Origin of the sequence: Zwartia vadi (assembly GCF_030410375.1) — a bacterium.
GTDB classification, from domain to species: Bacteria; Pseudomonadota; Gammaproteobacteria; order Burkholderiales; family Burkholderiaceae_B; genus Zwartia; species Zwartia vadi.
Genome location: NZ_JAUHHE010000013.1, coordinates 26355 through 51239, shown reverse-complemented (window position 1 = coordinate 51239; position 24885 = coordinate 26355). Strand labels below are relative to the sequence as shown.

19 protein-coding genes are annotated in these 24885 nt (G+C 53.1%); 5 read left to right on the top strand and 14 right to left on the bottom strand.

Translation table 11 applies throughout. The features are described from left to right. The first annotated feature begins 2 nt into the window (after positions 1-2). Genes QWY27_RS11900 through QWY27_RS11890 form a run of 3 tightly spaced genes read left to right on the top strand, consistent with a single transcriptional unit; the run spans position 3 to position 3393 of the window. Positions 3-2279, top strand: a complete 2277-nt coding sequence (locus QWY27_RS11900; RefSeq protein WP_290198589.1) for a xanthine dehydrogenase family protein molybdopterin-binding subunit — start codon at positions 3-5, stop codon at positions 2277-2279. Next, complete coding sequence (locus QWY27_RS11895) at positions 2269-2574, top strand: ubiquitin family protein (protein ID WP_290198588.1); 306 nt, start codon at positions 2269-2271, stop codon at positions 2572-2574. The genes QWY27_RS11900 and QWY27_RS11895 overlap by 11 nt, the downstream gene beginning before the upstream one ends. Positions 2575-2580: 6 nt before the next feature. Next, positions 2581-3393 carry a 2-keto-4-pentenoate hydratase gene (locus QWY27_RS11890; RefSeq protein WP_290198587.1) on the top strand — a complete coding sequence of 271 codons (813 nt, stop codon included), beginning with the start codon at positions 2581-2583 and terminating at the stop codon, positions 3391-3393. Between the two features lie 29 nt (positions 3394-3422). Here QWY27_RS11890 and QWY27_RS11885 read toward each other — a convergent pair whose 3' ends face one another. From QWY27_RS11885 to QWY27_RS11855, 7 genes are all read right to left on the bottom strand, one after another. Further along, complete coding sequence (locus QWY27_RS11885; RefSeq protein ID WP_290198586.1) at positions 3423-5159, bottom strand: N-acyl-D-amino-acid deacylase family protein; 1737 nt, start codon at positions 5157-5159, stop codon at positions 3423-3425. A 78-nt stretch (positions 5160-5237) separates the two neighbouring features. After that, positions 5238-6704, bottom strand: a complete 1467-nt coding sequence (locus QWY27_RS11880) for a M20/M25/M40 family metallo-hydrolase (protein ID WP_290198585.1) — start codon at positions 6702-6704, stop codon at positions 5238-5240. After that, the gene (locus QWY27_RS11875) at positions 6701-8911 is read right to left on the bottom strand and encodes a malate synthase G (RefSeq protein WP_290198584.1); all 2211 of its coding nucleotides are present in this window, start codon (positions 8909-8911) and stop codon (positions 6701-6703) included. Before QWY27_RS11875 ends, QWY27_RS11880 begins: the two co-directional genes overlap by 4 nt. A gap of 60 nt (positions 8912-8971) precedes the next feature. Continuing rightward, the gene (locus QWY27_RS11870; RefSeq protein WP_435433478.1) at positions 8972-11140 is read right to left on the bottom strand and encodes a cyanophycin synthetase; all 2169 of its coding nucleotides are present in this window, start codon (positions 11138-11140) and stop codon (positions 8972-8974) included. Between the two features lie 93 nt (positions 11141-11233). Further along, complete coding sequence (locus tag QWY27_RS11865) at positions 11234-12253, bottom strand: aldo/keto reductase (protein WP_290198583.1); 1020 nt, start codon at positions 12251-12253, stop codon at positions 11234-11236. A gap of 39 nt (positions 12254-12292) precedes the next feature. After that, complete coding sequence (locus tag QWY27_RS11860) at positions 12293-13684, bottom strand: MmgE/PrpD family protein (RefSeq protein WP_290198582.1); 1392 nt, start codon at positions 13682-13684, stop codon at positions 12293-12295. Positions 13685-13815: 131 nt separating this feature from the next. After that, positions 13816-14799, bottom strand: a complete 984-nt coding sequence (locus QWY27_RS11855; RefSeq protein WP_290198581.1) for a Bug family tripartite tricarboxylate transporter substrate binding protein — start codon at positions 14797-14799, stop codon at positions 13816-13818. Between the two features lie 211 nt (positions 14800-15010). Between QWY27_RS11855 and QWY27_RS11850 the strand changes: the two genes are divergently transcribed. Beyond that, the gene (locus QWY27_RS11850) at positions 15011-16222 is read left to right on the top strand and encodes a pyridoxal phosphate-dependent aminotransferase (protein WP_290198580.1); all 1212 of its coding nucleotides are present in this window, start codon (positions 15011-15013) and stop codon (positions 16220-16222) included. 15 nt (positions 16223-16237) lie between these two features. Here QWY27_RS11850 and QWY27_RS11845 read toward each other — a convergent pair whose 3' ends face one another. Continuing rightward, on the bottom strand, positions 16238-16861 hold the full coding sequence (locus QWY27_RS11845; protein ID WP_290198579.1) for an LON peptidase substrate-binding domain-containing protein: 624 nt from the start codon (positions 16859-16861) through the stop codon (positions 16238-16240). Positions 16862-16926: 65 nt separating this feature from the next. Next, a complete protein-coding gene (gene arfB / locus QWY27_RS11840) occupies positions 16927-17331 on the bottom strand; it encodes an alternative ribosome rescue aminoacyl-tRNA hydrolase ArfB (RefSeq protein ID WP_290198578.1) in 405 nt (134 codons plus the stop codon). Between the two features lie 245 nt (positions 17332-17576). On the opposite strand from arfB, the gene QWY27_RS11835 reads away from it, so the two are divergent. Continuing rightward, positions 17577-19613, top strand: coding sequence for an O-linked N-acetylglucosamine transferase, SPINDLY family protein (locus tag QWY27_RS11835; RefSeq protein WP_290198577.1), 2037 nt, complete (start codon positions 17577-17579; stop codon positions 19611-19613). A gap of 11 nt (positions 19614-19624) precedes the next feature. Here the strand turns inward: QWY27_RS11835 and QWY27_RS11830 are convergent, their stop codons facing one another. The 5 genes from QWY27_RS11830 to dinB form a co-directional block, all read right to left on the bottom strand. Further along, positions 19625-20197, bottom strand: a complete 573-nt coding sequence (locus QWY27_RS11830; protein WP_290198576.1) for a carboxymuconolactone decarboxylase family protein — start codon at positions 20195-20197, stop codon at positions 19625-19627. Between the two features lie 87 nt (positions 20198-20284). Then, entirely contained in the window at positions 20285-21259 is a 975-nt protein-coding gene (locus QWY27_RS11825) for a Bug family tripartite tricarboxylate transporter substrate binding protein (RefSeq protein ID WP_290198575.1), read from the bottom strand. 4 nt (positions 21260-21263) lie between these two features. Further along, complete coding sequence (locus tag QWY27_RS11820; RefSeq protein WP_290198574.1) at positions 21264-22172, bottom strand: TauD/TfdA dioxygenase family protein; 909 nt, start codon at positions 22170-22172, stop codon at positions 21264-21266. Between the two features lie 27 nt (positions 22173-22199). After that, positions 22200-23609, bottom strand: a complete 1410-nt coding sequence (locus QWY27_RS11815) for an amidase (protein WP_290198573.1) — start codon at positions 23607-23609, stop codon at positions 22200-22202. A 118-nt stretch (positions 23610-23727) separates the two neighbouring features. Then, entirely contained in the window at positions 23728-24876 is a 1149-nt protein-coding gene (gene dinB, locus QWY27_RS11810; RefSeq protein ID WP_290198572.1) for a DNA polymerase IV, read from the bottom strand. Positions 24877-24885 lie beyond the last annotated feature (9 nt).

Below are 24885 nucleotides of genomic sequence, written 5' to 3'. Positions count from 1 at the left end.
GCATGTTGACGAACACTAAAAATACTGAACAAGCCTTTAAGTCTGTCGGCACAAGTCCGATTCGTCCCGACGGCGTGCCAAAGGTCACGGGCATTGCGCAGTACGGCGCTGATTACTCACTACCTGGCATGTTGTGGGCCAAGATCCTGCGTTCGCCTCACGCCCATGCGCGCATTCGTTCGATCAATACCGCCAAGGCCGAGGCATTGCCTGGAGTCAAAGCAGTATTGACCTCAGCGGATTTGCCCAATCAGCCGTTTGATTATGTCGGACCTGAACGTGTGGCCGTGAACTATTGGCACATGACACGCAACATTCTCGCTCGCGAGAAGGCTTTATACGAAGGTCATGCAATCGCAGCTGTAGCCGCGACGACTGCCGCGATTGCTGCAGAGGCAATCAGTTTGATCGAGATCGATTACGAGGTTCTGCCTCACGTGATTGATGTCGACGAGGCGATGCAGCCAGATGCGCCTTTGCTGTTCGAAGACATGATCACTCGGGGAATCGAGCCTGCACCAGCCAAGGCCTCCAACGTCAGCAAGCGTCTCAAATTCAAAGTAGGCGACCTCGAGGCTGGTTTTGCCAGCGCAGACGAAGTCGTTGAAATGAGTTTCAAGACTGCCCCTGTTCACCAAGGGTATATCGAGCCGCACTCATGCCTCGCACGTTTTGGCGCTGATGGTCAGTGTGAACTTTGGTCTTCGAGCCAGGGACACTTTGTCGTGCGTGCCTACACCGCCAAGTTGCTCGGGATGGAGATAGGCAATCTGGTTGTGCACCCAGCAGAAATCGGCGGGGGCTTTGGTGGCAAGACAGTGGTGTATGTCGAGCCGATCGCTGTGGCGCTCTCTCGCAAGACGGGTCATCCAGTCAAGATCATGATGTCGCGTGAAGAGGTTTTCAAGGCGACAGGTCCAACTTCGGGTTCATCGATGACTGTCAAAATTGGCGTCAAGAAAGATGGCACGATTGTTGCGGCCCAAGGACTGTTCAAGTTTCAGGCTGGTGCTTTTCCTGGCTCTCCCGTCATGAATGCCACGATGTGCGCCTTCGCACCGTATGTGATTCCGAACGTTCATACGGTGGGTTACGACGTTGTGAGCAATCGTCCCAAATCTGCCGCGTATCGTGCCCCAGGTTCCCCGATTTCCGCCTTTGCTGTGGAAAGCGTGCTGGATGTGTTGGCACAGAAAATCGGTATGGATCCTTTAAAGATGCGTTTGAAAAACGCGGCGAAAGCGGGTTCTCCCACGGCTTACGGTCCCAAGCATTCTCACGACGGATATGCCGAGACGATTCAGGCGCTGCTCAACCATCCTGAGTACAACAAACCTCTTGGAAAAAATCAGGGGCGCGGTGTGGCCTCGGGTTTCTGGTTTAACGGTGGCGGTGAATCCACCGCTTCTATTCATATTAACGAGGATGGTACGGTTGTCTTGGCCACAGGCAGTATGGACGTAGGTGGTTCACGTGCCTCTATGGCGTTGATGGCTGCCGAGACCCTTGGTGTGCCTTACGAGTCCGTGCGCTCAACAGTCGCGGATACCGCTTCGATTGGCTACAACCATGTGACAGGTGGTTCACGCGTTACCTATGCGACAGGTCTGGCTGTTGTGGAAGCCTGCAACAAGATCATTGAGCAGTTGCGTTTGCGCGCCTCCATCATGTGGGATGTAGATGTCAAAGGCGTCGTCTGGGAAGACGGTTTTGCCAAACCCGCCGACAAGAGCGTGGGTGATTTTGAGCCCTTGTCGCTCAAAGCCATCGCAGCCAAGCGAGCTGTGACAGGCGGACCGATTGTCACCGAAGCGGCAGTGAACGCGGGCGGTCAGGCACCTGGTTTCTCGACACAGTTTTGCGATGTCGAAGTCGATCCAGAGACAGGGGCAGTCAAAATCTTGCGCTTTGTCGCTGCCCAGGACGTGGGTCGCGCCATTCATCCAAAGTACTGTGAAGGGCAAATTCACGGTGGTGTCGTGCAAGGGATTGGCTGGGCACTGAATGAGGAATACATCTATGACAAACAAGGTCGTCTGGCGAATGCTGGTTTCCTTGATTATCGTATTCCTGTTGCATCGGATCTTCCCATGATCGAGGCAATATTGGTTGAGGTTCCGAATCCTAATCACCCCTATGGTGTCAAGGGTGTCGGCGAAGCCAATATCGTGCCTCCCATGGCGGCCGTTGCCAACGCTATTCAGCGCGCCACGGGTAAGCGACTCACTGAGCTACCCATGTCTCCACCGAGAGTCTTGGCAGCGATTGATGCAGGCTAGCTCTCAACCTCAAGCGCAGTCTGACGCTTCAGGTACTGCGGCTCAAACCGTACGGGTCATGTTGACCGGCGGTTTTAGTCGTCGTTACACCAATGGCGTGCGGGAGTTTGAAATCGAAGCCAAAACGGTTCGTGGTGTGATCAGCGCCATGGATCGTTTGTTTCCGGGCTTGGGAGAGCATCTCGAAGAGGAGACCTCCCTCGCTGTGAATGGTGTCATTCACGAAGTGGTTTACACACAGATCATCCCCGCTAACGCCGAAGTCTTTTTTATTCCTCGTATCGAGGGCGGTTAATTCCCCATGAACGCAGAGTCCATCAAGCAGGCTGTGGCTCAATTATTGCCCGCCTGGAAGTCGCACGCACGGATTGAAGGGCTCACTCCAGAGTGTCGCCCGAAAAGTCGAACAGAGGCTTATATGATCCAGCATGCGCTCTTTGAGGCGACAGGAGAGCCGGCTTTAGGCTGGAAGATCGCTGCAACGAGTCAAGCCGGCCAGCAACATATCGGAGTCAGCGGGCCCTTGGCTGGGCGGCTTTCGGCCTCCCGTTGCCTGGCAGACAACACGGAGTTGTCGCTTGCGCACAATCACATGTCTGTCATCGAGGCTGAGTTTGCCTTTTTGATCGGACGAGATGTCGGTTACGCATCAGTGAGCGGCGCTGCCGATTCTGGGTCCCCGCTTACGGTGTCTCAAGTGATGGATTGTGTGTCAGGCTTGCATGTCGCCATTGAAGTCCCCAACTCTCGCTACATAGATTTTGTTGGGGCTGGCGAAGCTCAGCTTATCGCCGATTTTGCCTGTGCATGCTATGTGATTCTCGGGCCGCGCGTGCCCGATCACTGGAGAGAAACGGACTTGAGCCAACACGCTGTCAGTGTCCGGCGTGGTCGCGAGACTGTTGCGACAGGCAAGGGCTTCAATGTCTTGGGTGATCCACGGATAGGGTTGACCTGGCTTGCCAATGAGTTGTTGTCTCAAGGCCAACAACTCAAGGCTGGTGAAGTGGTGATGACGGGCACTTGCGTGGTACCAGTGCCTGTTTCTGTTGGCGACGAGATGACAGCAGATTTTGGAACCTTTGGCCAGGTGCGCGCACGCTTCAAGGCTTAGAACAATCTTGTCTAAGCCCCACCGATCAATCAGGCTGCCATGCTAGCCTTTGCAGGCGCTGGTTGAGCGCCTCGGATCAGTTTCCCTGGTAATTCGCCTGTCGCAGCACCATCCCGATAAGTCACCACACCTGATACGATCGTGGCGCGATATCCTTCGGCCGCCTGACCGAGTCTGCGACCGCCAGCAGGCAGGTCATAAACGATTTTTGGCGCATGAAGTTTGAGGCCTTCAAAGTCGATGATGTTGACGTCGCCTTTGTAGCCGGGTCGCAAAATTCCGCGGTCATGCAGGCCAACCGTGGCTGCGGTGTCTTGCGTCTGCCATTTCACAAGCATTTCAAGCGGTATCTTCTGGCCACGGCTACGGTCTCGAGCCCAGTGGGTTAACAGATAGGTTGGAAAGCTCGCATCACAGATAAAACCATAATGCGCACCTCCATCACTCAGACCCGGGACAGTGTCACGATCCATCAGCATTTCACGCAGAACCTCATGGTCGCGATCGGCATAGTTATAAAGTGGACGATAGAGCATTGCTGTGCCATCTTTTTCGAGCAGGTAGTCATACGCAAAAGCAGCAGGATCCACACCAGCGCGTGCGGCACGTGCTGCAATGCTGTCCTCAGGTTTTGGTTCGTAGTCAGGTGGATCACCAAGTGGATACAAGTTGTCAAAGTTCGCCACGCGGCGTTTATACATCGCCTCACTGTGCTCTTCGGACAAAATCTTTGCACGCACGTCAGGGTCTCGCAATTTCTTGAGCCGTTCCTCGGGGCTCAGGCTGCGTAAAGCTTCAAAGCTCGGAAGCTGCGTGAATGGACACAGAGAAAGAGCAAAGCTGAGAATCAGGGCCACAGGACGCGCACCCACTTGTGCTTTCATTTTTAAGCCCGCATCGGTCGCCGCATGCATGTGTTCCATCACGCGCCGCCAGCGGTCGGGCAAGTGCTCGTGTTGCAGGAGTGTCAAGGAGAGAGGGCGGCCAGAGGTTTCGACAATTCTGCGCAACATTGCGAACTCTTCGTCCACATCATCGAAATCCGTCACCAACTGCAACACACCAAGACCCGCTTCGCCTAAGCCTTTGGCGATGGCGGTCAATTCACCTTCTGCAGCGCCGAGCGAGGGTGTGGGATTGCCATCACTACTGCGATGCAGGATGGTTCTTGAAGTTGAAAAACCGAGCGCACCAGCTTTAACTGCTTCGACGGCGAGAGCCGCCATTTGAGCGCGATCCTCGTCAGTCGAGGGTTCGCGCTTGGCTCCTCGGTCACCCATTACGTTGATCCGAAGCGGGGCATGACCGATTTGGGCTGCAACATCGATATCAAACTGACGGGCTTCGAGGGCATCCAAATACTCTGGAAAGGTGCTCCAGTTCCAAGGCAAGCCTTCATCCAGCACCACGCCGGGAATGTCCTCGACACCTTCCATCAGTTTCATGGTGATGTCGCGATGCTCTTGTTTGCAAGGTGCAAAGCCGACACCGCAATTACCCATAACGACAGTGGTGACACCAAGCTGTGATGAGGAGGCAACCTTGTTACTCCAGGTGACTTGACCGTCGTAGTGCGTATGGATGTCTACAAATCCCGGGGTGACGAGCAAGCCTTTTGCATCGATTTCCTGATCCGAAGATCCGGTCACCTGACCGACTTCTTTAATCAAGCCATCGACGATTTTGATATCGCCGACGTAGGGCTTGGACCCAGTGCCATCGACGATTGTGCCATTGCGAATAATGAGTGAACCGGTATGTGCCATGTCAGAGAGCGCTTGGAGGTGAGACAAAACACTGTTGTACTCACCATGCGCGGGTGTGTCAAGCTAGCCGCGGCATCGCTACTGCTCCGGTACTTGCGCAATGACTTGAGCTACTGCGGCGGTTAGTTTTTTAGCGTAGGGCACATGCAGGAATTCATTCGGACCGTGGGCATTGGACTGAGGTCCGAGGACGCCGCAAACCATCATTTGGGCCTTGGGAAAGCCTGTGCTAAGCAGCTTCATAAGGGGAATCGTGCCACCTTGACCAATAAAGCCGACGGGGGCTTGAAAATGCGCCAGGCTGGCATTGTTGAGCGCTTGTTCGAACCAGGGGGCTGTCGTCGGAGCATTCCAGCCGCTTGAGGTGCTCTCGGAGTGGAAGGTCACCTTGGCTTGATAGGGGGCATTGTCTTCGAGAAGGGTTTTAAGCTCAGCCACAGCCGCGGCTGCATCAATCAAGGGAGGCAGCCGCAAGCTCAGCTTAAAGGCTGTGTAGGGGCGTAAGACATTGCCCGCATCCTTCAGGGCTGGAAATCCCTCGGCACCCGTCACGCTCAGCGTGGGCTTCCAGGTTCGCCGGATCAAGGCTTCAACAGGGTCAAGGGTCGTAGGCAAGGCCACCAGACTCGATCCAGCGCAGTCATGATGAGCCCAAGGAAAGCGTTTGTAGATGGCGTCACCCAAAATAGCCGCCGTTGCCTGCGCTTGAGCAAGTCGCTCGGCCGGGATCTCGCAATGGAAACTTTTAGGCAACAGTCTGCCTGTCTCACTGTCTTCGAGACGATCGAGTACATGGCGCATGATGCGAAAGCTAGAGGGCACCAGGCCGGACGCATCGCCTGAGTGCACGCCTTCGGTCAGGATCTCGACTTTCAGCACACCCGCGGCCATCCCACGCAGACTCGTTGTCAGCCACAGCTGATCGTAATTGCCCGCTCCACTATCCAGGCAAATGACCAGCCCAACGTCTCCAAGGCGTGTTTTCAGTACATCGATATAGGGAAGCAAGTCAGGCGAGCCGCTTTCTTCGCAGGTCTCGATCAGACCGACGATACGGGGGTGTGGGACTTTTTGCTCTTTCAGGGCCTGAATGGCAGTGATCGCAGCATACGCTGCGTATCCGTCATCCGCACCGCCGCGACCATAGAGCTTGCCGTCCAAGTACTTTGGCGTCCAAGGTCCGAGTCCATTGCGCCATCCATCAAATTCGGGTTGCTTATCAAGATGGCCATACATCAACACAGTTTGACTGTTTGCGCTTTGTGGACGCGTGGAGGCCACATCAAAAAATAAAACCGGGGTTCGCCCGGGCAGGCGAATAATTTCCAGAGTCAGACCTGCAACTTTTTGTGCCTGGATCCAGGCGGCCGTTCGCTCCACAACTTGATTCAAATAACCAGCCTGTGCCCAGTTCGCATCAAAAGCAGGGGACTTGGCCGGGATCTCGATATAGTCGCTCAGTTGACCAATCAGATCATCATCCCAGGTCTGACTGACCGAGGAGAGCACTTGTGCGGTGTCGAGCTTCGGGACGGGGGCGTTCATTGTTTTTCCTTAACCTTGAGGCGCCAGGCATGTAATAGAGGCTCTGTGTAACCGCTGGGTTGCTCGAGGCCTTTGAAAACGAGGTCGCGTGCGGCGCGGTAGGCGTAGGAGGCTTCGAAATCTGGTGCCATGGGTTGATAAAGTGGATCGCCGGCGTTTTGACCATCGACAACCTTAGCCATGCGCTGCAGCGTTTCGTGCACTTGTGCTTCAGTCACAATGCCATGCAGGAGCCAGTTTGCAATGTGCTGGCTGGAAATGCGCAAGGTCGCGCGGTCTTCCATCAATCCGACGTTATGAATATCGGGCACTTTGGAGCAGCCCACTCCTTGATCGATCCAGCGCACGACGTAACCCAAAATGCCTTGAGCATTGTTGTCCAGTTCTTGCTGTATTTCTGCTGGCGTCCATTTTGGTTGGACGGCAACGGGGACCTCAAGAATCTCATTGAGGAGTCGATCGATTTCTTTGGGAGCATCGATTTTTTCAAGCTCGGATTGTATGTCCGCAACGCTGACTTGGTGGTAGTGCAGGGCATGTAAAGTTGCAGCTGTTGGGGAGGGGACCCAAGCAGTATTCGCACCGGCCTTGGGATGGGCAATCTTTTGCTCAAGCATAGCGGCCATCAAGTCTGGCATAGCCCACATGCCTTTGCCGATCTGCGCACGTCCACGCAAGCCGCAGGCTAACCCAGTCAACACATTGCTACGCTCGTAGGCAGACAGCCAAGCACTCGACTTCATGTCGCCTTTGCGGATCATGGGCCCTGCGTGCATGGCCGTGTGCATTTCGTCGCCCGTACGGTCCAGGAAGCCTGTGTTGATGAAGGCCACGCGTGCAGGGGCTTCATTGATGCAGGCTTTAAGGTTGACACTGGTTCGACGCTCTTCGTCCATGATGCCAAGCTTGACCGTATTGGGGGCCAGCCCAAGCATGGCCTCAACGCGTCCAAAGAGCTGGTTGGCAAACGCGACTTCGGCGGGACCATGCATTTTAGGTTTGACTATATAGACCGATCCTGTGCGCGAGTTTCCAAACTTGTGCGCCTGGTCGCGCTTGAGGTCGTGCAATGCAATCGTGACAGTCACGACCGCATCAAGAATACCTTCAAAAATTTCATGACCGTTGCCATCGAGAATGGCGGGATTGGTCATCAGGTGACCGACGTTGCGCAAAAAAAGTAACGAGCGGCCATGCAGTGTGATCACACCGTTTTTGGCATGCTTGGCACCTGCCGCCGCAGTGTAGTGGCGATCTTGATTGAGGGCCCGGTCGAATGTTTGCCCCCCTTTGGTGACACGCTCGACCAGTGTGCCTTTCAAAATACCCAGCCAATTGCGATAGGCGAGCACCTTGTCGTCCGCGTCCACGACGGCAACAGAGTCTTCCAGGTCGAGAATAGTGGACAAGGCGGCTTCGAGGACGATGTCGTTGATGCCGGCAGGATCGTCTTTTCCGATCCCCTTGCTTTGATCAATCTGGATGTCGATGTGCAAACCGTTGTTGAGCAAAAGAATCGATGTCGGACGGTTTGCATCACCCTGATAGCCGACAAACTTTGTCGGGGATTCCAAACCAGTGATTGAGCCGTCTTGGAGGGTGACAATCAGTTGTCCATCTTTAACAGCATAGGACTGAGCCTGCGCATGCGAACCTTTTGAAAGCTTGGCGGATTGATCGAGAAACTGACGTCCAAAGGCGATCACTTTGGCTCCACGCACCGGATTGTAGCCGCCCGCTCTGGTCGCTCCATCTGTTTCGGGAATGGCATCTGTCCCATAGAGTGCGTCGTACAAAGAACCCCAGCGCGCATTGGCGGCATTTAGAGCGTAGCGGGCATTGAGGACGGGTACAACAAGCTGTGGTCCAGCCTGCAAGGCGAGTTCAGCGTCAACATTTGTGGTGGTTGCTTTGGCCTGTGCTGGAACGGGTGCTAGATATCCGATCTCAGTCAGAAAGGCCCGGTAGGCCTGCATATCCTGAATCGGTCCAGGATGACTGCGATGCCAGGCATCCATCGCTGTTTGCAATCGATCCCGCTCACCAAGCAGCGCTTTATTCGTGGGTGTTAGGTCGTGTACAAGCGCATCGAAACCTTTCCAAAAGCTCGCATGATCGACCCCGGAGCCAGGCAGAACCTCATTTTCGATGAATTGGTAAAGAGGCGTTGCGACCTGAAGGCGATGACAAGTTGTTCGAGCAGTCATGTTGGCTGGACCTAAGAGTTGTTCGGAATGGGAAAAATGCCAACATAGTTTACCGACTTCTTACTCAAAAGATCGTAAAACACGCCTCATGACATCTGTAGAAACGCCTAACGCCCACGCTGCGCCGATGGCCGCTAGCACCTGTGGCAAAGTCCGAGCACTCTGGCCGAGACCTTTGGTAGAGAGTTCCGAGAGAGATAAGACGATTTGTTGCGACGCACCATCCGCAATCGCGATGTGCGCTTGGTCGATAAAAACGGCTCGTTTGCCTGCTTCGCGATGAACGGCGATCGCAGCGGAGTCACTCTGCGCGCTAAATAGAATGATGGCGCCGTCACAATACTGAGCCATGGATAGAACATTCGGGTCGTCGGCATTCAAAATGCCCGCACCGTGCGGCCACACAACATCTACTTGCGTCCGGTAGACTTTGATCAAGTCTTCAGCAGTTTCAAAAGCGTGATAAGCGACTTCAGGTTGCTTGAACGAGTCAGAGTAGGCAATGTCCGTGACGATTCCGACAGAGCAACGGTCGTAAGCGAGCCCTTTGGTGAGAATCTCCATGCCATTGTTTTCAATGACTGCCGCTTCGACTTCTCGATTGAGTAATAAACGTCGCGCTTGGTCCCAGTTCGCAGCGTCGCCGGCGAAAAGTCGCCGATCGCCCACATACAAGCCGTCCGTGTTCGCTAGGCCTGTCCGCCAGCCGTGTGCATTGAGAAGATCGTAGGTCAGTCGAGCAATCAGGCTCGTTCCATGACTTCCGGTCACCCCCACTAAGGGAATGCTGCCATTTTCCTCACCGGGAAAAATATGATCGATGATGGCGTGACCGACAGGTCTGGACTGACCTTCGGCAGGTTTAAGGTGCATCAGTAGACCTGGGCCCGCATTGACCTCAACAATGGCACCACCCTGAGCATGCAAAGGCTTGGAGATATCCTCTGCGACCAGATCGATGCCCGCTATGTCCAGACCAACTGTTTTGGCGGCAAGCGCCGCCATCGCCGCGACTTCAGGATGCACATCATCGGTGCAGTCAAAGGCGACGTTGCCATTACGTTGAATGAGAACCTCTCGTCCGACTGGGATGATGCTGTCAGCATGAAATCCCTGACGCGTTAATTCAAGTCGTGCGGCCGAGTCGATGCGCACTGGATTGAGAGGCTGATCTTCACCGCGACCGCGCCTGGGGTCCGAGTTAATCTGAAGGGTGATGAGTTCCTGAACGGTGTGCTGGCCATCGCCCACAACACTGGCCGTTTGGCCTTTGGCTGCAGCGGCCAGCTTGCCGCCAACAATGAGAAGGCGATGCTCATTACCGCGGATAAAGCGTTCGACTAAAACGCCCGAACCCTCATCGACTGCCACATCATAAGCCGCTTCAATTTCAGCGCGTGTCTCGAGATTAATGAACACACCACGCCCATGATTACCATCGACTGGCTTGACGACGACAGGCAGGCCCAAGTCTTGGGCCGCTTCCCAAGCGTCGGCCGCGCTGTCCACTGCACGACCATTGGGGATCGGGACACCGCAGGTTTCAAGAAGCTGTTTGGTCAGTCCCTTGTCACGTGAAATCGTTTCGGCAATCGCACTGGTCTGATCCGTTTCAGCAGTCCAGATGCGTCGCTGTTTCGCGCCATATCCGAACTGTACGAGATTGCCTTCACTGAGCCGGATCGCTGGAATCGTGCGTTCATCTGCCGCAAGCACCATTGAGGCGGTACTGGGTCCCAAACACAGCTCTTGCGCGAGATCACGCAACTTTTCCAGTTCGCCTTCGAGATCATAGGGCTTGTCGTCAATGGCGGCCATGACGAGATCTCGACCCATGTAAAGCGCGGCAAGAGTGACTTTTTCTTCCCATCCACTGACCATGACTTTGTATACGCCGCGCGCTTCAGTTTCACGTGCCCGACCAAAGCCGTAGCCGGGAACACCGGCCAGATCCTGTAGCGCCAGGGTGACGTGCTCCAGAATATGGCAGGGCCAGGTGCCTTCCTTGAGGCGCATTAAAAATCCGCCATGCACTCCGGGACTGCAGCGATGCTCAACTAAACTAGGCAGCCAGGCGGTCAGTCGTTCGTAGAGGCCGGGAACTGTATTTGAGGGGCTGTCTTCAAGATCGCCGATGTCCACAAGCGCCTCGATGATGGCGCAGTAGGTCCAGATATTTGGGCCGCGTAAATAGGTCGTGCTTTTGATGACAATGTCGCGCTTGTTCATTTGCAGAAAACGTAGATGACTAGGCGCTTATTATCGCCCCAAAACAGGCGCCAGAGTGCCCCTGACGTCTGTGACTTCGGTGCTTGAGAGTATTCAGAAGGGTTTGCGACCCTTAATCGGGTATTGCGGATCAACGAAACCGTGGGTGGACGCATAGCCGGGCGGGACCAGTCCGTCGACCAGCTTTTCGTCCTCTGGCAGAAGCTCAACGGACAGAGCGGCAACGTAGTCTTTCCATTGTTCCAGTGTCCGTGGTCCACCAATCACACCACTGATGAGCCGATTGTTGAGTGCCCAGGCGATTGCAAATTGTGTGGGACTCAGTCCGCGGCTTTGTGCGTGGGCTTTAAGGGCGTTGGCGATTTCGAGCGATTCTGTTCGAAATTCAGTCTGATGCATGCGCCGGTCACCCCGTCCCGCGCGGCTATTCGGATCCGGTTTGATGTTCGGGTCGTACTTGCCGGTCAAAACGCCGCGTGCAAGCGGACTGTACGCCACCACGCCCACTCCATAATGCGCGCAAGCCGGAATCACCTCTGTTTCAATCAGGCGGGTGACTGCGCTATAGGGCGGCTGACAGACGATGGGCTGGGGAATACCCATGCGACGAGCTGTTTCAACCATGCGCGCCACGCGCCATCCCCTGAAATTTGAAATACCGTAGTAACGGATTTTGCCCAACTCAATCAGTCGAGCAAAACTCGACAATGTTTCTTCGATCGGCGTCGTCTCATCATCCTTGTGCATGTAATACACATCGATCCAGTCAGTATTCAGACGTTTAAGACTGTTGTCCACCTCTTGCATGACCCAGCGACGGGAGAGTCCTTTGTCGTTTGGCTCCTTACCAATCGGATTGGCCACTTTGGTGGCAAGCACCCAGCGTGAACGGTCCTGGGCAATCAGTTTGCCCACGATGCGTTCTGACTCACCTCCCGCGTAGTTATCGGCGCTATCGATGGCATTAAGTCCTGCGTCACGTGTGACAGCGACCATTTCGCGCGCGACAGTTTCATCTGTCTGATCGCCAAACATCATGGAGCCGAGCCATAGGCGGGGCACTAATAAGCCGCTGTGACCGAGCGGGCTGTACTGCGGAGCATTTTGTGTCATGAGTGATGTGTCCGTTTGATTGAGATTTTTAGGGGGCGCTTAATGCGGCGCTTTCATATGCTGAGTGATCAAGCGAATATCCTTGATGGTTTCAAGTTGTTGTAAAGACTCGAATAGTCGCTTGACGGCGACAGGCTCGATGACGCGATGCGCACAGTCAGAAAATTTTTCCCAAAGTTCATTTGCGGAAAGAGGGTTATCACCGCCGCGACCAATCAAACTGTTTACGCGACGTGCGAGTGTGCGACCCGATTTGAGCGTGACGATGACCTCCGCACCAAACTGGTCAGGTGAGTCCTCGGGCATGTCAGGATGTTCCCGTGCGATCGTTTTTGCCATCAGTTGTCGGATCTGCGGATCAAAATGGGCCTCTCCTTCAAAGTCGCCAAGTTTCAGCGCACCTTTCACGATAGCCAGACATACAGCATATTGAACTGAAAACTTTGCAGCAAGCGGGCTCTGTGGGTCGGGATTGTTCGTGTGCGGCAGTCTGCGCTTGTGCGGCAAAATTTCAATTTTTTCGATCTGATTAATATCGAGATTCTCTTCTTGACGCAATTTCAACGCCATGGCGACGGCGGGAATGGCGCTGCCACAGCAAGCGAATTGCTTAAGCCCCATGCTCGGACTGAGTACTTCAAGAGGATTCGCCCAGTTTTCAAAAATCAATTCCGCATTGAAGTTTCCAGGACCGTTAAAGGCATTGAAAAATCCTTGTTTGTGCTCGAGCGCCGCCGCGTTCGCTTCATAACCGGACTGCGCCATGAGCGCGGCAAGCAGACCATTTCGCGCACACTGGCCGACATGCAGGGGTTTGACCATTGTGCCGAAATTCGCTTTCAGCCCTGAGGCAAATGATGCGGCAATCGCGAGCGCAGTCGTCACTTGCGGTGGTGTCAGACCCAGCAGATGTGCGCTTGCAGCGGCAGCGCCAAATACACCCAGCGTGGCTGTTGGGTGCCAGCCTTTGTCGTAATGATAAAAATTCACGGCACGCGCAAGGCGGATCTCAGTTTCGATGCCGACGATGTAAGACTGAAGCAAAGCCAGACCTGTGAGTCCTTTTTCTTCGGCCAGTGCCATTAACGGCGCAACGAGTGGTGCAGACTGGTGCCCGCCCATCGGTTGGCTAAAGTCATCGTAGTCCAGAGCATGTGATGCCGTTCCATTGATAAAAGTAGCGTCCAGAGCCGAGGTCTTGCGGTTCAGGCCAAATATGGAGCAGTGACCTGGCGCCGTTGCGATGCCCGGTGTCTTAAGAAGTAGAGTGGTGCAAGGTTCAGAAATACCCGCGAGCGTGACGCCCAGCGTGTCGATCACAGCAGTCCGGGCGAGCGTGTAGGCATCCGGTCCGATGGCATTCATATCAAATGAACAAATATTTTCGGCAATTCTCTCAAGAATCGTGGCTGAAACTGACACTTGCGTCATTCCTGATTCCTTGGCCAACAAGCTGTGATGAGAAGGCGCTACTAAAACAACGCGCCCCAGACCGAAGAACAGCGATCTGAGGCGCGTGGGTGTCAAATGTTGAATAGATTAAAGCAAATAGAGTTCACGAATCAAAGTTGAATGTTTGCAGCCTTGGCAACAACCGCCCATTTTTCGATTTCGGAGCGGACGTATTTTTGAAACTCAGCCGGGGTACTGCCAACAGGAATGGCACCCATTGCTTCGAGTTGTTTACGTACATCGGGGTTGTTCAGAATTTCGATGGTTGCTTTGGCGATCGTATTGATGATCTCAGGCGGCGTGCCTTTCGGAGCGAACAGACCGCTCCATGAACTCACTTCAAAATCCTTGAATCCGAGTTCAGCAAGCGTAGGCACATCAGGCAGTTGTGGCAGGCGTGTTCCGCTCGCGATCGCGATCGCTCTGAGACGGCCAGCCTGAATCGTGCTTGTCACACCAGAGGCTGTTTTGAAACCCATCGAAACGGTACCGCCCATCACGTCATTCATTGCGGGCGCAGCGCCTTTGTAGGGCACATGTAGTGCGTCAATACCTGCGCGCTGTTTAAGCATTTCCCCGGCAAGGTGAGGGGAGCCACCGGCACCCGACGAGGCATAGGAAAGTTTGCCTGGGTTGGCTTTTGCGTAGGCGATCAACTCAGCAAGCGTTTTGACAGGTAAGTCATTATTGACAACTAAAACGCTTGGCGAGGATACGAGTTGGGTGATCGGCACAAAATCGCGTTCAGTGTCATAGCTCAAATTTTTATAAACCGACATGTTGGTCGCGTTCGCAATGGTTCCTAAAAACAGCGTGTAGCCATCTGGTTTGGCGCGCGCGGCTTCTGCCGAGGCAATGTTGGATCCGCCACCAGGCTTGTTTTCGACGATCACGGGTTGACCGAGAATTTTGTCCAGACGATTGGCAACCAGTCTGGCGACAATGTCGGTTGGACCGCCAGCGGCAAAGCCAACAATGATTTTGATCGGTTTGTCAGGGTATTTGGCCTGCGCAGTTGCGCTTAATCCAAAACCGGTTGTTAGAACCAGAGCGCCAAGCAAAGCGCGACGAGTGAGTTTGGTTGCGAAATTCATGTTGAATCCTCCGGAATTTTTTCGCACGATACCATGCTGCGAGGCTGATTTCGAGAGTTTTCAAAGGTAAAAAGGCAATGTCGCAGAACTTGTGCGGGATCATCTCAACTTGGCATGAATTTGCTGAGCGGCTTGGGTTATATTTGTTGGCTTGGCATGCAATTTCGGTATGTGTGACTCCATGCGCCGCCCCCTTTCTCTGGAGAAATAAATGAGTGCAGCATTACTTTCGCCCCGTATGTCTTTGGTTAAACCTTCACCCACGTTGGCGATCACTGACAATGCCAAGGCGATGAAAGCCAAGGGAATGGACGTCATTGCTTTGGCTCAGGGCGAGCCCGACATGGATACTCCTGCCAACATTTGCGAAGCAGCGATCAAGGCAATCAAGGGTGGGCAGACGCGTTACACGGCTGTAAACGGAACAGTCGAACTTAAGCGCGCCATTGCCAGAAAGTTTTTACGCGATCATGGGATGACGATCAATCCTGATGATGTGATTGTCTGCACGGGCGGCAAACAGGTTTTGTTTAATGCGCTGGTGTCGACGATCGGCGAGGGCGATGAGGTATTGATTCCTGCGCCATATTGGGTCAGCTACCCGGACATGGTTGTCTTGGCTGGCGGCACGGCTGTGCCGGTGGTGTGTGATGCCTCAGTGAATTTCAAACTGACCCCCGAACTGCTCGAAAAGGCTATCACGCCCCGCACCAAATGGCTGATTCTTAACTCTCCTTCCAATCCTACTGGTGCGGTCTATTCAGCCGAAGATTTGAAAGCGCTTGGAAAAGTTCTCAAGGCGCATCCAAATGTGTTGGTGATGGTGGACGACATGTACGAAAAGCTCCTGTTTGATGGTGCAAAGTTCGCGACGTTGGCACAAGTCGCACCGGAGATCGCAGACCGTGTGTTGACTGTCAACGGAGTGTCAAAAGCATATTGCATGACTGGTTGGCGTATTGGATACGGACATGGACCGAGCTGGTTGATTGGTGCGATGTCGGCCATTCAGTCCCAGTCGACCTCCAACCCTTCCTCGATCAGTCAGGCCGCAGCCCTCGAAGCCCTGGATGGCCCTCAAGATTTTATTGCCGATCATAATGTGATTTTTGAACGCCGCCGGGATATGGTTGTGCGCATGCTCAATGAATGCGAGGGCATTACTTGCCTAAAACCCCAGGGTGCCTTCTACGTTTATCCAAGCTGCGCAGGCGTGCTTGGCAAAACCACTCCCAAAGGCGTCAAGATCAATAATGACTTTGATTTTGCCAATGCGCTCCTCGATGAGAAGCTGGTCGCGGTGGTGCCGGGCTCTGCGTTTGGCTTGGCACCATACTTCCGGATCTCCTACGCAACATCGGATGCTATTCTGAAAGACGCCTGCGAAAGGATCAAGGCGTTTTGCGCATCCTTGCGCGCTTGATCAAAAAACACCTGTTTATGCGCGTGGGGGCTTAAATGCCCCCATTTCTTCGAGCGTTTCCTGGACAAGGTCCAGTCGCAGGCGGGGATGATCCATCGCGAGCAAATGCTGCTTTTGCGTGGCGGGGATGTTGAGTAGTTCGGCCCAGCGGTTCGCGACCCAACCGCAGTCATTCAGACGATACGGTCCATAAAAGGGGCGTTCATCGGGCGGGATATTTTGCTCGTCAAATGACTCGATCAGTCGGGCAAGGGCCTGAGAGGATGGGGTGAGTTCGGGCGGAATTTCTATTTCAAGGTCTTCTGCGATCAGTTCGACCTCGGCGGACCAAGCGCCGTTGGGAGCCAAGGACCGCGAAAGAATCCTAAAGCGTTGACCCCCTTTGCAGCGCAGCAGGTAAAGACTTGGCTGTACAGCATCAAACTCGACGATATGTGAGAGCGTGCCGATCTCGGCAAATTCAACCTCCTGTCCGGGCATGCGTACCTCAGGACCGGTTGTTAATGTGACAACGCCGAAGGGCGACTGTTGCTTAAAACAGGCCTTTGTCATATCCAGATAGCGCACTTCGAAAATTTTAAGTGCCAGTAAACCGTCTGGAAAAAGCGTCGAGCCAAGTGGAAAGAGAGGAATGTTCATGTGCTGGAGTCGTCGCTATAGGCAGTACTTGGGACATGTGCTTCGTTTGAAATGTATTTATAACGTTATAGCGCGGATTTTCCACGCAAGGCCTTTGTCTCGGAATGCTTGCGCTTGGTTTCCAGTCGACGTTGCCTCGAGCTGAAAGTGGGTTTGGTCGCATGACGCGTTTTAGGCGGACGCGCCACGCTGTTGACCAGTGCGTTGAGGCGGTTGAAGGCATCGACCCGGTTGAGTTCTTGACTGCGATGGGTTTGCGCTTTGATCACAATCGCTCCGTCCCGATTGATGCGGGAGTCTTTCAGCGCGAGTAAACGTACTTTTACATCGGCAGGCAGGCTTGAATTGGGGATGTGAAAGCGCAGATGAATCGCACTTGATACTTTATTGACGTTCTGCCCTCCCGCGCCCTGCGAGCGCATGGCGCAAATTTCAACTTCAGATTCGGGGACGCGCAGAGTGTTGAGCATTGGGTTTTTTGTCGATAGACCTGTACACTAGTTTATCGTCAATCTACTGGGGCATTATCGTGGCAAAAGGTCAGCAAAAATCCAATAAAGAAACAAAAAAGCCTAAAAAAGACACCTCAACGCCCAAGTCAGCCTCCGGGCTGAGCGAGCCTATGCGCGCGACAGTGGTCAATACTGTTTTCACCAAGATTAAGCAAAAAGATCGTTGATAGTTATAGGTTTTGTGAGTATTTTCGGGGTGAACTGTGGGTAGAAATATTGCTCAATCGGGTAAGGTCGTGTCTGCTGTCGATGCGATGAAGGCGCACAACAGGCTGCAGGAGGGATTGGCGTTACATCATCGAGGAGAGCTCAAAGAAGCCCGTGTGATGTACGAGCGGGCATTGAAATGGCAACCCGATCATTTTGACGCGCTCAATATGTTGGCCACGTTGTCATATCAAACCGGACAGCTCGAACGCGCTGAGACTCTCTTTATCAAAGCGCTTAAGATCGATTCTGACGTCGCTTCAATACATAATAATTTTGCCAACCTTCTTCAGGATTTAAAAAAGTACAAGTCGGCTTTGGCGCATTATGACAAAGCGATTGCACTTGATCCAGAATATGTCGAGGCGCACAATAATCGCGGTGACTTGCTTCAGCACATGGGTCGCTGGGCGGACGCGATCGAGAGCTACGATCGTGCGATCGCAATCGCCCCAAATTACGCGGAGGCCTATTTCAATCGCGCCAATGCGTTTGGCATGATGGGTCGTTTTGAGGACGCGGTTGCCAGTTTTCGAATGGTGACCTCTCTTGCGCCCGATCACGCTTCCGCCTTTATGAACTGTGGCAATGCTCTCAATGAACTGCGCAGACATGCCGAGGCGGTTGAAAGCTTTGACCGCGCAATCGCGCTTTCACCGAATATTCCGTATTTGCTGGGGACGCGCCTACACGTCAACATGCAGATGTGTGACTGGAAGCGCTATCAAGAGCGTCTATCTGAGCTACTCGAGGCGGTCCGCCACGAGCAGCCAGCGACATTGCCTTTTCCACTTCTGGCACTGACCTCTGATCCTGGTTTGCAGCTTCGCGCTGCGCAGACTTGGATTCGCGAGAAACACCCGACCCTCAAACAGTCGTTACCCTTCAAAAAGCGTCCGCCGCATGCACGCATACGCGTGGGTTATTTCTCAGCTGATTTTCATCATCATCCCGTTTCACAGCTCATTGCGGGACTCTTCGAGGCGCATGATCGATCAGCCTTCGAGGTGTATGCTTTTTCTTCCGGTCCAGACACGGGCGATGCGATGAGGCAGCGTCTTAAACAGGGTTTTGAACACTTTATTGATGTCAGGGCCGATTCAGACGAAGAACTCGTCGCGCGTGCGAGAGCGCTCGAACTCGACATTGCGGTGGACCTGAGCGGTTGGACAATAGGTTGTCGACCTAGGGTGTTCGCCGCCAGAGTAGCGCCGGTTCAGATCAACTACCTGGGCTACCCCGGCACCCTAGGTGTGCCTTATATGGATTACATCCTCGCGGATAAGGTGTTGATCACACCTGAAACTGAAGCGTTTTACACGGAAAAAGTTATTTACTTACCAAACAGCTATCAGCCTAATGATAAAAGTCGCGCTGTGTCGACGGTTTTTTCCACACGTACTGAGCTTGGCTTGCCGGAGGATGCTTTCGTATTTTGTTGTTTCAATAACAACTACAAAATTACTCCAGAGACTTTTGATCATTGGATGGCAATTTTGCGCGCAGTGCCTGATAGTGTTTTGTGGCTGTTACAGGCCAGCGAGCAAACCGCTCATAATCTGCGTAGCGAAGCAAAAGACCGTGGCGTCAATCCTGAACGACTGATCTTTGCGCCCAAGCTTCCGACTGACCAGCATCTGGCCAGACAACAGTTCGCCGATTTGTTTCTTGATACGCTACCTTACAACGCGCACACGACTACCAGCGATGCGCTGTGGGTTGGCTTGCCGGTGCTGACGTGCATGGGGTCGGCTTTTGCCAGTCGCGTTGCCGCGAGCTTGCTCAATGCGATCGATTTGCCTGAGTTGATCACACTGGATGGCAACGCCTTTGAGGCCAAGGCCATTGAGCTCGCAACAAATCGAGCGCAGTTGAAGTCTTTGCGTGAGCGCCTGCATGAAAATCGGCTGCGCGCGCCATTGTTCGATATCGATCGTCTGGCACGCGCGATTGAAGACGGTTTCATGCAGGTTCACGCTCGTCGATTGGCTGGTCAGCCTCCCTCAGCGATACGTATTGCTGACCAAGCCTAGCGGATTAGTCTTTACAGCGCTTCGGGGAAGGGCAGTGTTTTGCCTTCGGGGATAGGCTCTTCACCCAGACTCAACAACATTGCGATCGTCACATATGTTCCGCTGACTGCGATCAGATCGACGAGCTGTTGTTCACCCAACACTTTTTTAGCGTGCTGAAAGAGCTCTTCACTGATTTTGTGATTTTTACTCATATTCATGCAAACGTCGTAGACGGCTTCTTCATCAGGTTGCATGTTGCGCGGACGGATGTTTTGCTTGAGATCATCCGCCACATGGGCTGGTAAGTCATTGCGCAAGGCGATAGGATAGTGCGCGACCCACTCCACTTGCGAACTCCACAGACGAGCCTGAATCAGAATGGCGAATTCACTCAAGCGCATAGGGAGTGAATTGTTGAATCGCAAGTAGTCGAGCAAACGCTTCATGCGATCGGCAAAAATAGGGCTGCGCAGCATGACGTTGTAGGGGCCCGCAAGCCCAAGACTAGAAATATCCAGAATCTCTTGCGCAAGCCCGCGCGACTCTTGTGGAAGCGTTTCGAGAGTGACTTGCGGAAATCGTTTTTGCTGAGGGTTCGACATATTTAATCCGTGATGGTGAGAGGCATGGGTTGAGCAATGCTATTTTTTTAGAATACTAACTAGCGCCAAAGGTTTTATAGCCTAGATTTAGCGAATCGTTGTCTGCGTGCGCTGCAGCAATTCTTTGTATTTGGCTGCATCATTGGCAAGTCTTTCCCTGAATTCAGTGGAGGTGGAGGTCTGGACTTCCATGCCTTGCGCTGCAAGTTTTTCGTAGAACTTAGGTGTCGCCGCTACTTTCTTAATTGCAGTATTGAGCTGGTCGATGACGTTCGCGGGTGTTTGAGCTGGCGCGATGACCCCTTGCCAAGTGAAGGCTTCAAAACCTGGCAGGGTTTCCGCGACAGTTGCCACCCCTGGTGTTGCAGAACCGCGTTTGACGCCCGAGGTCGCAACCAACTCCAGTCGACCTTCCTTGATATGTTCTGTATTACCCACTAAAGAAGTAAACATCATGTCCACACGGCCAGCCAGAAGATCCACCAAGGCCGGACCTGCTCCCTTGTAAGGAACATGAACTAAATCGATACCCGCAGCGACTCGAAAGGATTCTCCGGCCAAATGTTGGGCTGAACCATTGCCAGAGGAAGCAAAGTTCAGTTTGCCAGGATTTTTCTTCGCATAGTCGATCAGTTGTTCAACTGTTTTAATCTTTAATCCTGGTGTGACAAGTAATCCAAGGGGTTGGATCGTGGTCAGCGATACTGGAGAAAAGTCTTTGACTGGATCATACGTAGGCGTATTGTGTAGCAGTGGCGTGATGACAAAGGCGTTGGTTCCAAACAGCAGGCTGTAACCGTCTGGGTTCGCACGCTTGATGGATTCTGTACCCACGAGGGTTCCGCCACCCGCGCGATTTTCTACGATGACAGACTGTCCCATCAGGGGAGTGAGTTCCTGAGCAAGCATACGTGCCACAATATCCGTCGCACCTCCTGGTGCGTAGGCAACGATCAGCCGTATGGGTTTGTCAGGAAACACTTGTTGATTTTGTGCTGAAACGGCTCCGCTGGTCAGACAACATGCAGTCAGCACGAGTTTAAGTATTTGTCTCTTATTCATTTTTTTATGCCCTTGCTTTGAAAAGAATTGGCTCACGCGTGCCTGCAGGCCCGAATAAGCGATCAGCCATCACCTGACAGCGCTGCATGTAGCGGTGTTCGTGCGGCGCGTAGTCCGCCACTGCGTTGTGGGTAGTGCCGATGTTGTCCCACATCAAGACAGAATCCTTGCTCCACTGGTGGGAGTAGAGATACTTGTCATCGAGTTGACGCTCAAAAAGCTCCTCAAGAATCTCATCGCTTTGCGCTTTCGGAAGATCATTGATCGCGATTGCGTACCCAGGATTTGCGTACAAGACTTTTTTGCCGGTCAACGGGTGAGTCAAGCATGCGGGATGACTGACCGGCGGGCGCGCATTTCTCTCTTTCTCACTCAGAGGGGGGCGCGTACTCCCTGGTCGGGCGCGCATCATGTCCCAAAATTTGTTGAAATCATGTGTGATGGTTTTGTTGGAGAGTATTGTCTTAAGATCCTCGGAGAGGTCCTCATAGACTGCGTGCATATTTCTAAACTGCGTTGCACCCAATGGTTTTCCATCGCGATGCGGAATAGTGGTGCCATATAAAATGTTTGCAAGGGCAATGACCGATGCATAAGACATATCCGTATGCCAAGATTGACCTGCATCCTTGAGCCCAACCGCCTGACCATCCACCACCATGTTCGAGAGGATCATGACCTCCGGAAATCCGGGCACTTGCGCACGCCCACCAGGACTAATATAAAGCTCGCCAAAATTCTGGCTGAATCCCTTGAGTTGTAATGTTGTCAACGTTTGTTTTGGAAATTCCAAAACCCCGTAACGACCCAATGCAATGAGAATCGCGTCGATTTGCTTGTCGTTTAAAGGTATTGATAAATCAATGCCTTCTACTCGCGCACCCAGTGTTTCAGAGAGAGGTGTGATGTTCATCGTCTTTCCATAGCCTTCATCTTTTCTTCAAACAGATGGGCGCGCATTGTGCCAAGAGGTGTCGCGCTGATAGGCATCTGCGATTTTTAAAATTGTGCTCTCCGCAAAGGGTTTACCCACTAGCTGAAAAGCCAGCGGCATTTTTTTCGATGAAAACCCAGCTGGAACACTCATCGCAGGCAAACCGAGATAATTAATGGCCCGATTTGTAAATGTAAGTTGACTAATCGATTGCAGTACATCGTTTAAATTTCCTGAGGTGGTCGCGGCAATCGTCGGCGTGTGAAGTTTCGCGACGGGAATGTGCAAGGCGTCGCAATCACCCAGGCTAGTTTGTAAATATTCTTTAATAAAAGAGTCTCTTGCGCGTAAGGCTTCAACATAATCAACACCCGTTTGGGTAAAGCCCGGTTTAATGCGCGCAAGAACTTGGTCGCTATAGTCTTGCGGTCTCTTTTCAACCCATGCTCGATGCACTTGCGCAGCTTCGGCTGTTAGAACGATTGCCGTCATTTCATGGATACGCAGCATGTCGGGGACTTTGACTTCGACAAGCTCGGCGCCTCGTCCGCGCAAAACCTCCAAGCTGGTTTCAAGCGCTGCTGCCATCTCGGGATCCAGGTTTTCACGATAGAAATCTTTAGGAACGCCGATACGCATTCCTTTGAGATCGCCTGTCAATTGTTTTTCATAGTCTTCATTGGGTACGTTGGTGCACCAGGGGTCGTTCGGATTCGGGCGGCTAATGTGCGTGAGCAGGCGGGCACAATCCCGTGCTGTTTGTGCCAAGGGCCCGACGCAGTCAAGAGTATGGGATAGGGGAAAGACTCCGTCGATGCTGACGCGTTTGGAGGTTGGCTTGATACCGGTCACACCACACATGAATGCAGGCTGGCGAATCGAGCCTCCTGTATCACTACCCAAAGAACCAAAAACGAGGCGGGCGGCCACGGCGATACCGGAACCGCTTGAGGAGCCGCCGCAGGGATACTCTGGGTTCCATGGGTTGAGGCCATGACCGTAATGGCCATTAAAACCGGTCGGACTCATCGCGAACTCGGCCATATGCAGAGCGCCCAGATTGACTTGCCCGGCCGCATCAAGATCATCAATCACCCAAGCGTTCTTTTTAGGAATATTGCCTTTCAGGATTTTCGAACCAACATGCATTTCGCGCCCAGCCACTTCGATCAAATCTTTGTGCGCAAGCGGTACACCGTGCAGTGGACCAAGAAGCATGCCGCTAGCCTGAAGGCTATCCAGCGCACTTGCACGCGCCAGGGCTTGCTCATGATCGATTCGAAAAACGGCATTGAATTTTTTGCCTATCGTTTCCAGGCGGTTAAGTGACCAAGCGGTCAGCTCTTTGGAGGAAAATTCCTTTTTCGCAACGCCTTCTGCTGCGCTGACGAGGTCGAGATGCTCGAATTGACTCATTGATTCCATCCTGTGGCATGTTTGAATGAAAAGCAGAACATTTTTTGGTCTCTAGCATAACGCCGAATCTTGGACATGAGGACGAAATTTCCTCTATGTGGTCAGTCCTTGGAATTATTCAAAAAGGGAGATCGGGCTGATGGCTCTGAGGAGCCTGAAAGATTGTGTCGATCGGCATCAGACTGCTTGCCCGTACGCCAAGTAGCCTGATCCTCTGATCAAGGGGTACGCGTCGTAAACACTCACTTGCCGCTCGCCTGATCACAGAACCTTCATACACGGCCATTGGAAGTGTGAAGTCACGCGTGACAACCTGAAAATCAGCATACTTAATTTTGATGCCGATGGTTTTTGTCGCATACCCCTTTCTCACCAGATCATCACCTAGACGCGCGCACAGATTAGTAAAAATCTCAGAGAGTTGCGCCCGATCTTGTCTGACATGCAAGTCACGCTCAAAGGTCGTTTCCCGGCTGAGTGATTTGGGTTCAGAAGAGGTGACGACTGGTCGGTGATCAACACCATGGGCGGCCTGATGTAGCCATTGTCCGGTTGACCGACCAAAATGGGCGATCAACATTTCCGGTGCAGCCCTTGCTAGATCGCCGATCGTATGAATATTCAGCGTGGCGAGCTTTTCATTGGCTTTGGGTCCGATACCGTTAATTTTTTTTGCGGGTAAGGGCCATATCCGCGTCTGTAATTCTGAGTCTTTTAAAATCGTGATGCCATCCGGTTTATCCAAATCAGAGCAAATTTTCGATAGTAATTTGTTGGGACTCACGCCGATCGAGCAGCTCAAGCCGGTCGCCTCATTCACCGCTTGCTTGATTCGTTTGGAAAGCCTTTCCGTATCCGTGTCGAGATCTGTGAGGTCGATATAGATTTCATCGATTCCGCGATCTTCAATCAAGGGGGCAACGCTGGCGACAGCTTCTTTAAACAGTCGGGAGTAATGTCGATACGCGTCGAAATTGGCTGGCAACAGGATGGCATCGGGTGCCAGGGCGGCTGATTTCATGAGACCCATGCCGGAAAAGACCCCAAGGGCACGCGCTTCATAAGTGGAAGTTGTAATGACGCCTCGCCCCACATAATCGCGCAAGCGCGCAAAGCGCCTGATCCCCTGCGAATCCATTGTTGGCTGAGCTGTGCTGCGACCGCCCACAACAACGGGTTGTCCCTTGAGCTCTGGGTAGCTCAATAATTCCACGGATGCAAAAAAAGCGTCCATGTCCAAATGAGCGATTCTGCGGTTGGGTGTCATGGATTCAGT

Bases quoted from the DNA above. Each gene is read 5' to 3' on its own strand.
- QWY27_RS11860 (WP_290198582.1), bottom strand. From the start codon at position 13,684: ATGACGCAAGTGTCAGTTTCAGCCACGATTCTTGAGAGAATTGCCGAA.
- QWY27_RS11850 (WP_290198580.1), top strand. From the start codon at position 15,011: ATGAGTGCAGCATTACTTTCGCCCCGTATGTCTTTGGTTAAACCTTCA.
- QWY27_RS11815 (WP_290198573.1), bottom strand. From the start codon at position 23,609: ATGAGTCAATTCGAGCATCTCGACCTCGTCAGCGCAGCAGAAGGCGTT.
- QWY27_RS11825 (WP_290198575.1), bottom strand. From the start codon at position 21,259: ATGAATAAGAGACAAATACTTAAACTCGTGCTGACTGCATGTTGTCTG.
- QWY27_RS11870 (WP_435433478.1), bottom strand. From the start codon at position 11,140: ATGAACAAGCGCGACATTGTCATCAAAAGCACGACCTATTTACGCGGC.
- QWY27_RS11895 (WP_290198588.1), top strand. From the start codon at position 2,269: ATGCAGGCTAGCTCTCAACCTCAAGCGCAGTCTGACGCTTCAGGTACT.
- QWY27_RS11855 (WP_290198581.1), bottom strand. From the start codon at position 14,799: ATGAATTTCGCAACCAAACTCACTCGTCGCGCTTTGCTTGGCGCTCTG.
- QWY27_RS11820 (WP_290198574.1), bottom strand. From the start codon at position 22,172: ATGAACATCACACCTCTCTCTGAAACACTGGGTGCGCGAGTAGAAGGC.
- QWY27_RS11865 (WP_290198583.1), bottom strand. From the start codon at position 12,253: ATGACACAAAATGCTCCGCAGTACAGCCCGCTCGGTCACAGCGGCTTA.
- QWY27_RS11880 (WP_290198585.1), bottom strand. From the start codon at position 6,704: ATGAACGCCCCCGTCCCGAAGCTCGACACCGCACAAGTGCTCTCCTCG.
- QWY27_RS11845 (WP_290198579.1), bottom strand. From the start codon at position 16,861: ATGAACATTCCTCTCTTTCCACTTGGCTCGACGCTTTTTCCAGACGGT.
- QWY27_RS11885 (WP_290198586.1), bottom strand. From the start codon at position 5,159: ATGGCACATACCGGTTCACTCATTATTCGCAATGGCACAATCGTCGAT.
- dinB (WP_290198572.1), bottom strand. From the start codon at position 24,876: ATGACACCCAACCGCAGAATCGCTCATTTGGACATGGACGCTTTTTTT.
- QWY27_RS11900 (WP_290198589.1), top strand. From the start codon at position 3: ATGTTGACGAACACTAAAAATACTGAACAAGCCTTTAAGTCTGTCGGC.
- arfB (WP_290198578.1), bottom strand. From the start codon at position 17,331: ATGCTCAACACTCTGCGCGTCCCCGAATCTGAAGTTGAAATTTGCGCC.
- QWY27_RS11890 (WP_290198587.1), top strand. From the start codon at position 2,581: ATGAACGCAGAGTCCATCAAGCAGGCTGTGGCTCAATTATTGCCCGCC.
- QWY27_RS11875 (WP_290198584.1), bottom strand. From the start codon at position 8,911: ATGACTGCTCGAACAACTTGTCATCGCCTTCAGGTCGCAACGCCTCTT.
- QWY27_RS11830 (WP_290198576.1), bottom strand. From the start codon at position 20,197: ATGTCGAACCCTCAGCAAAAACGATTTCCGCAAGTCACTCTCGAAACG.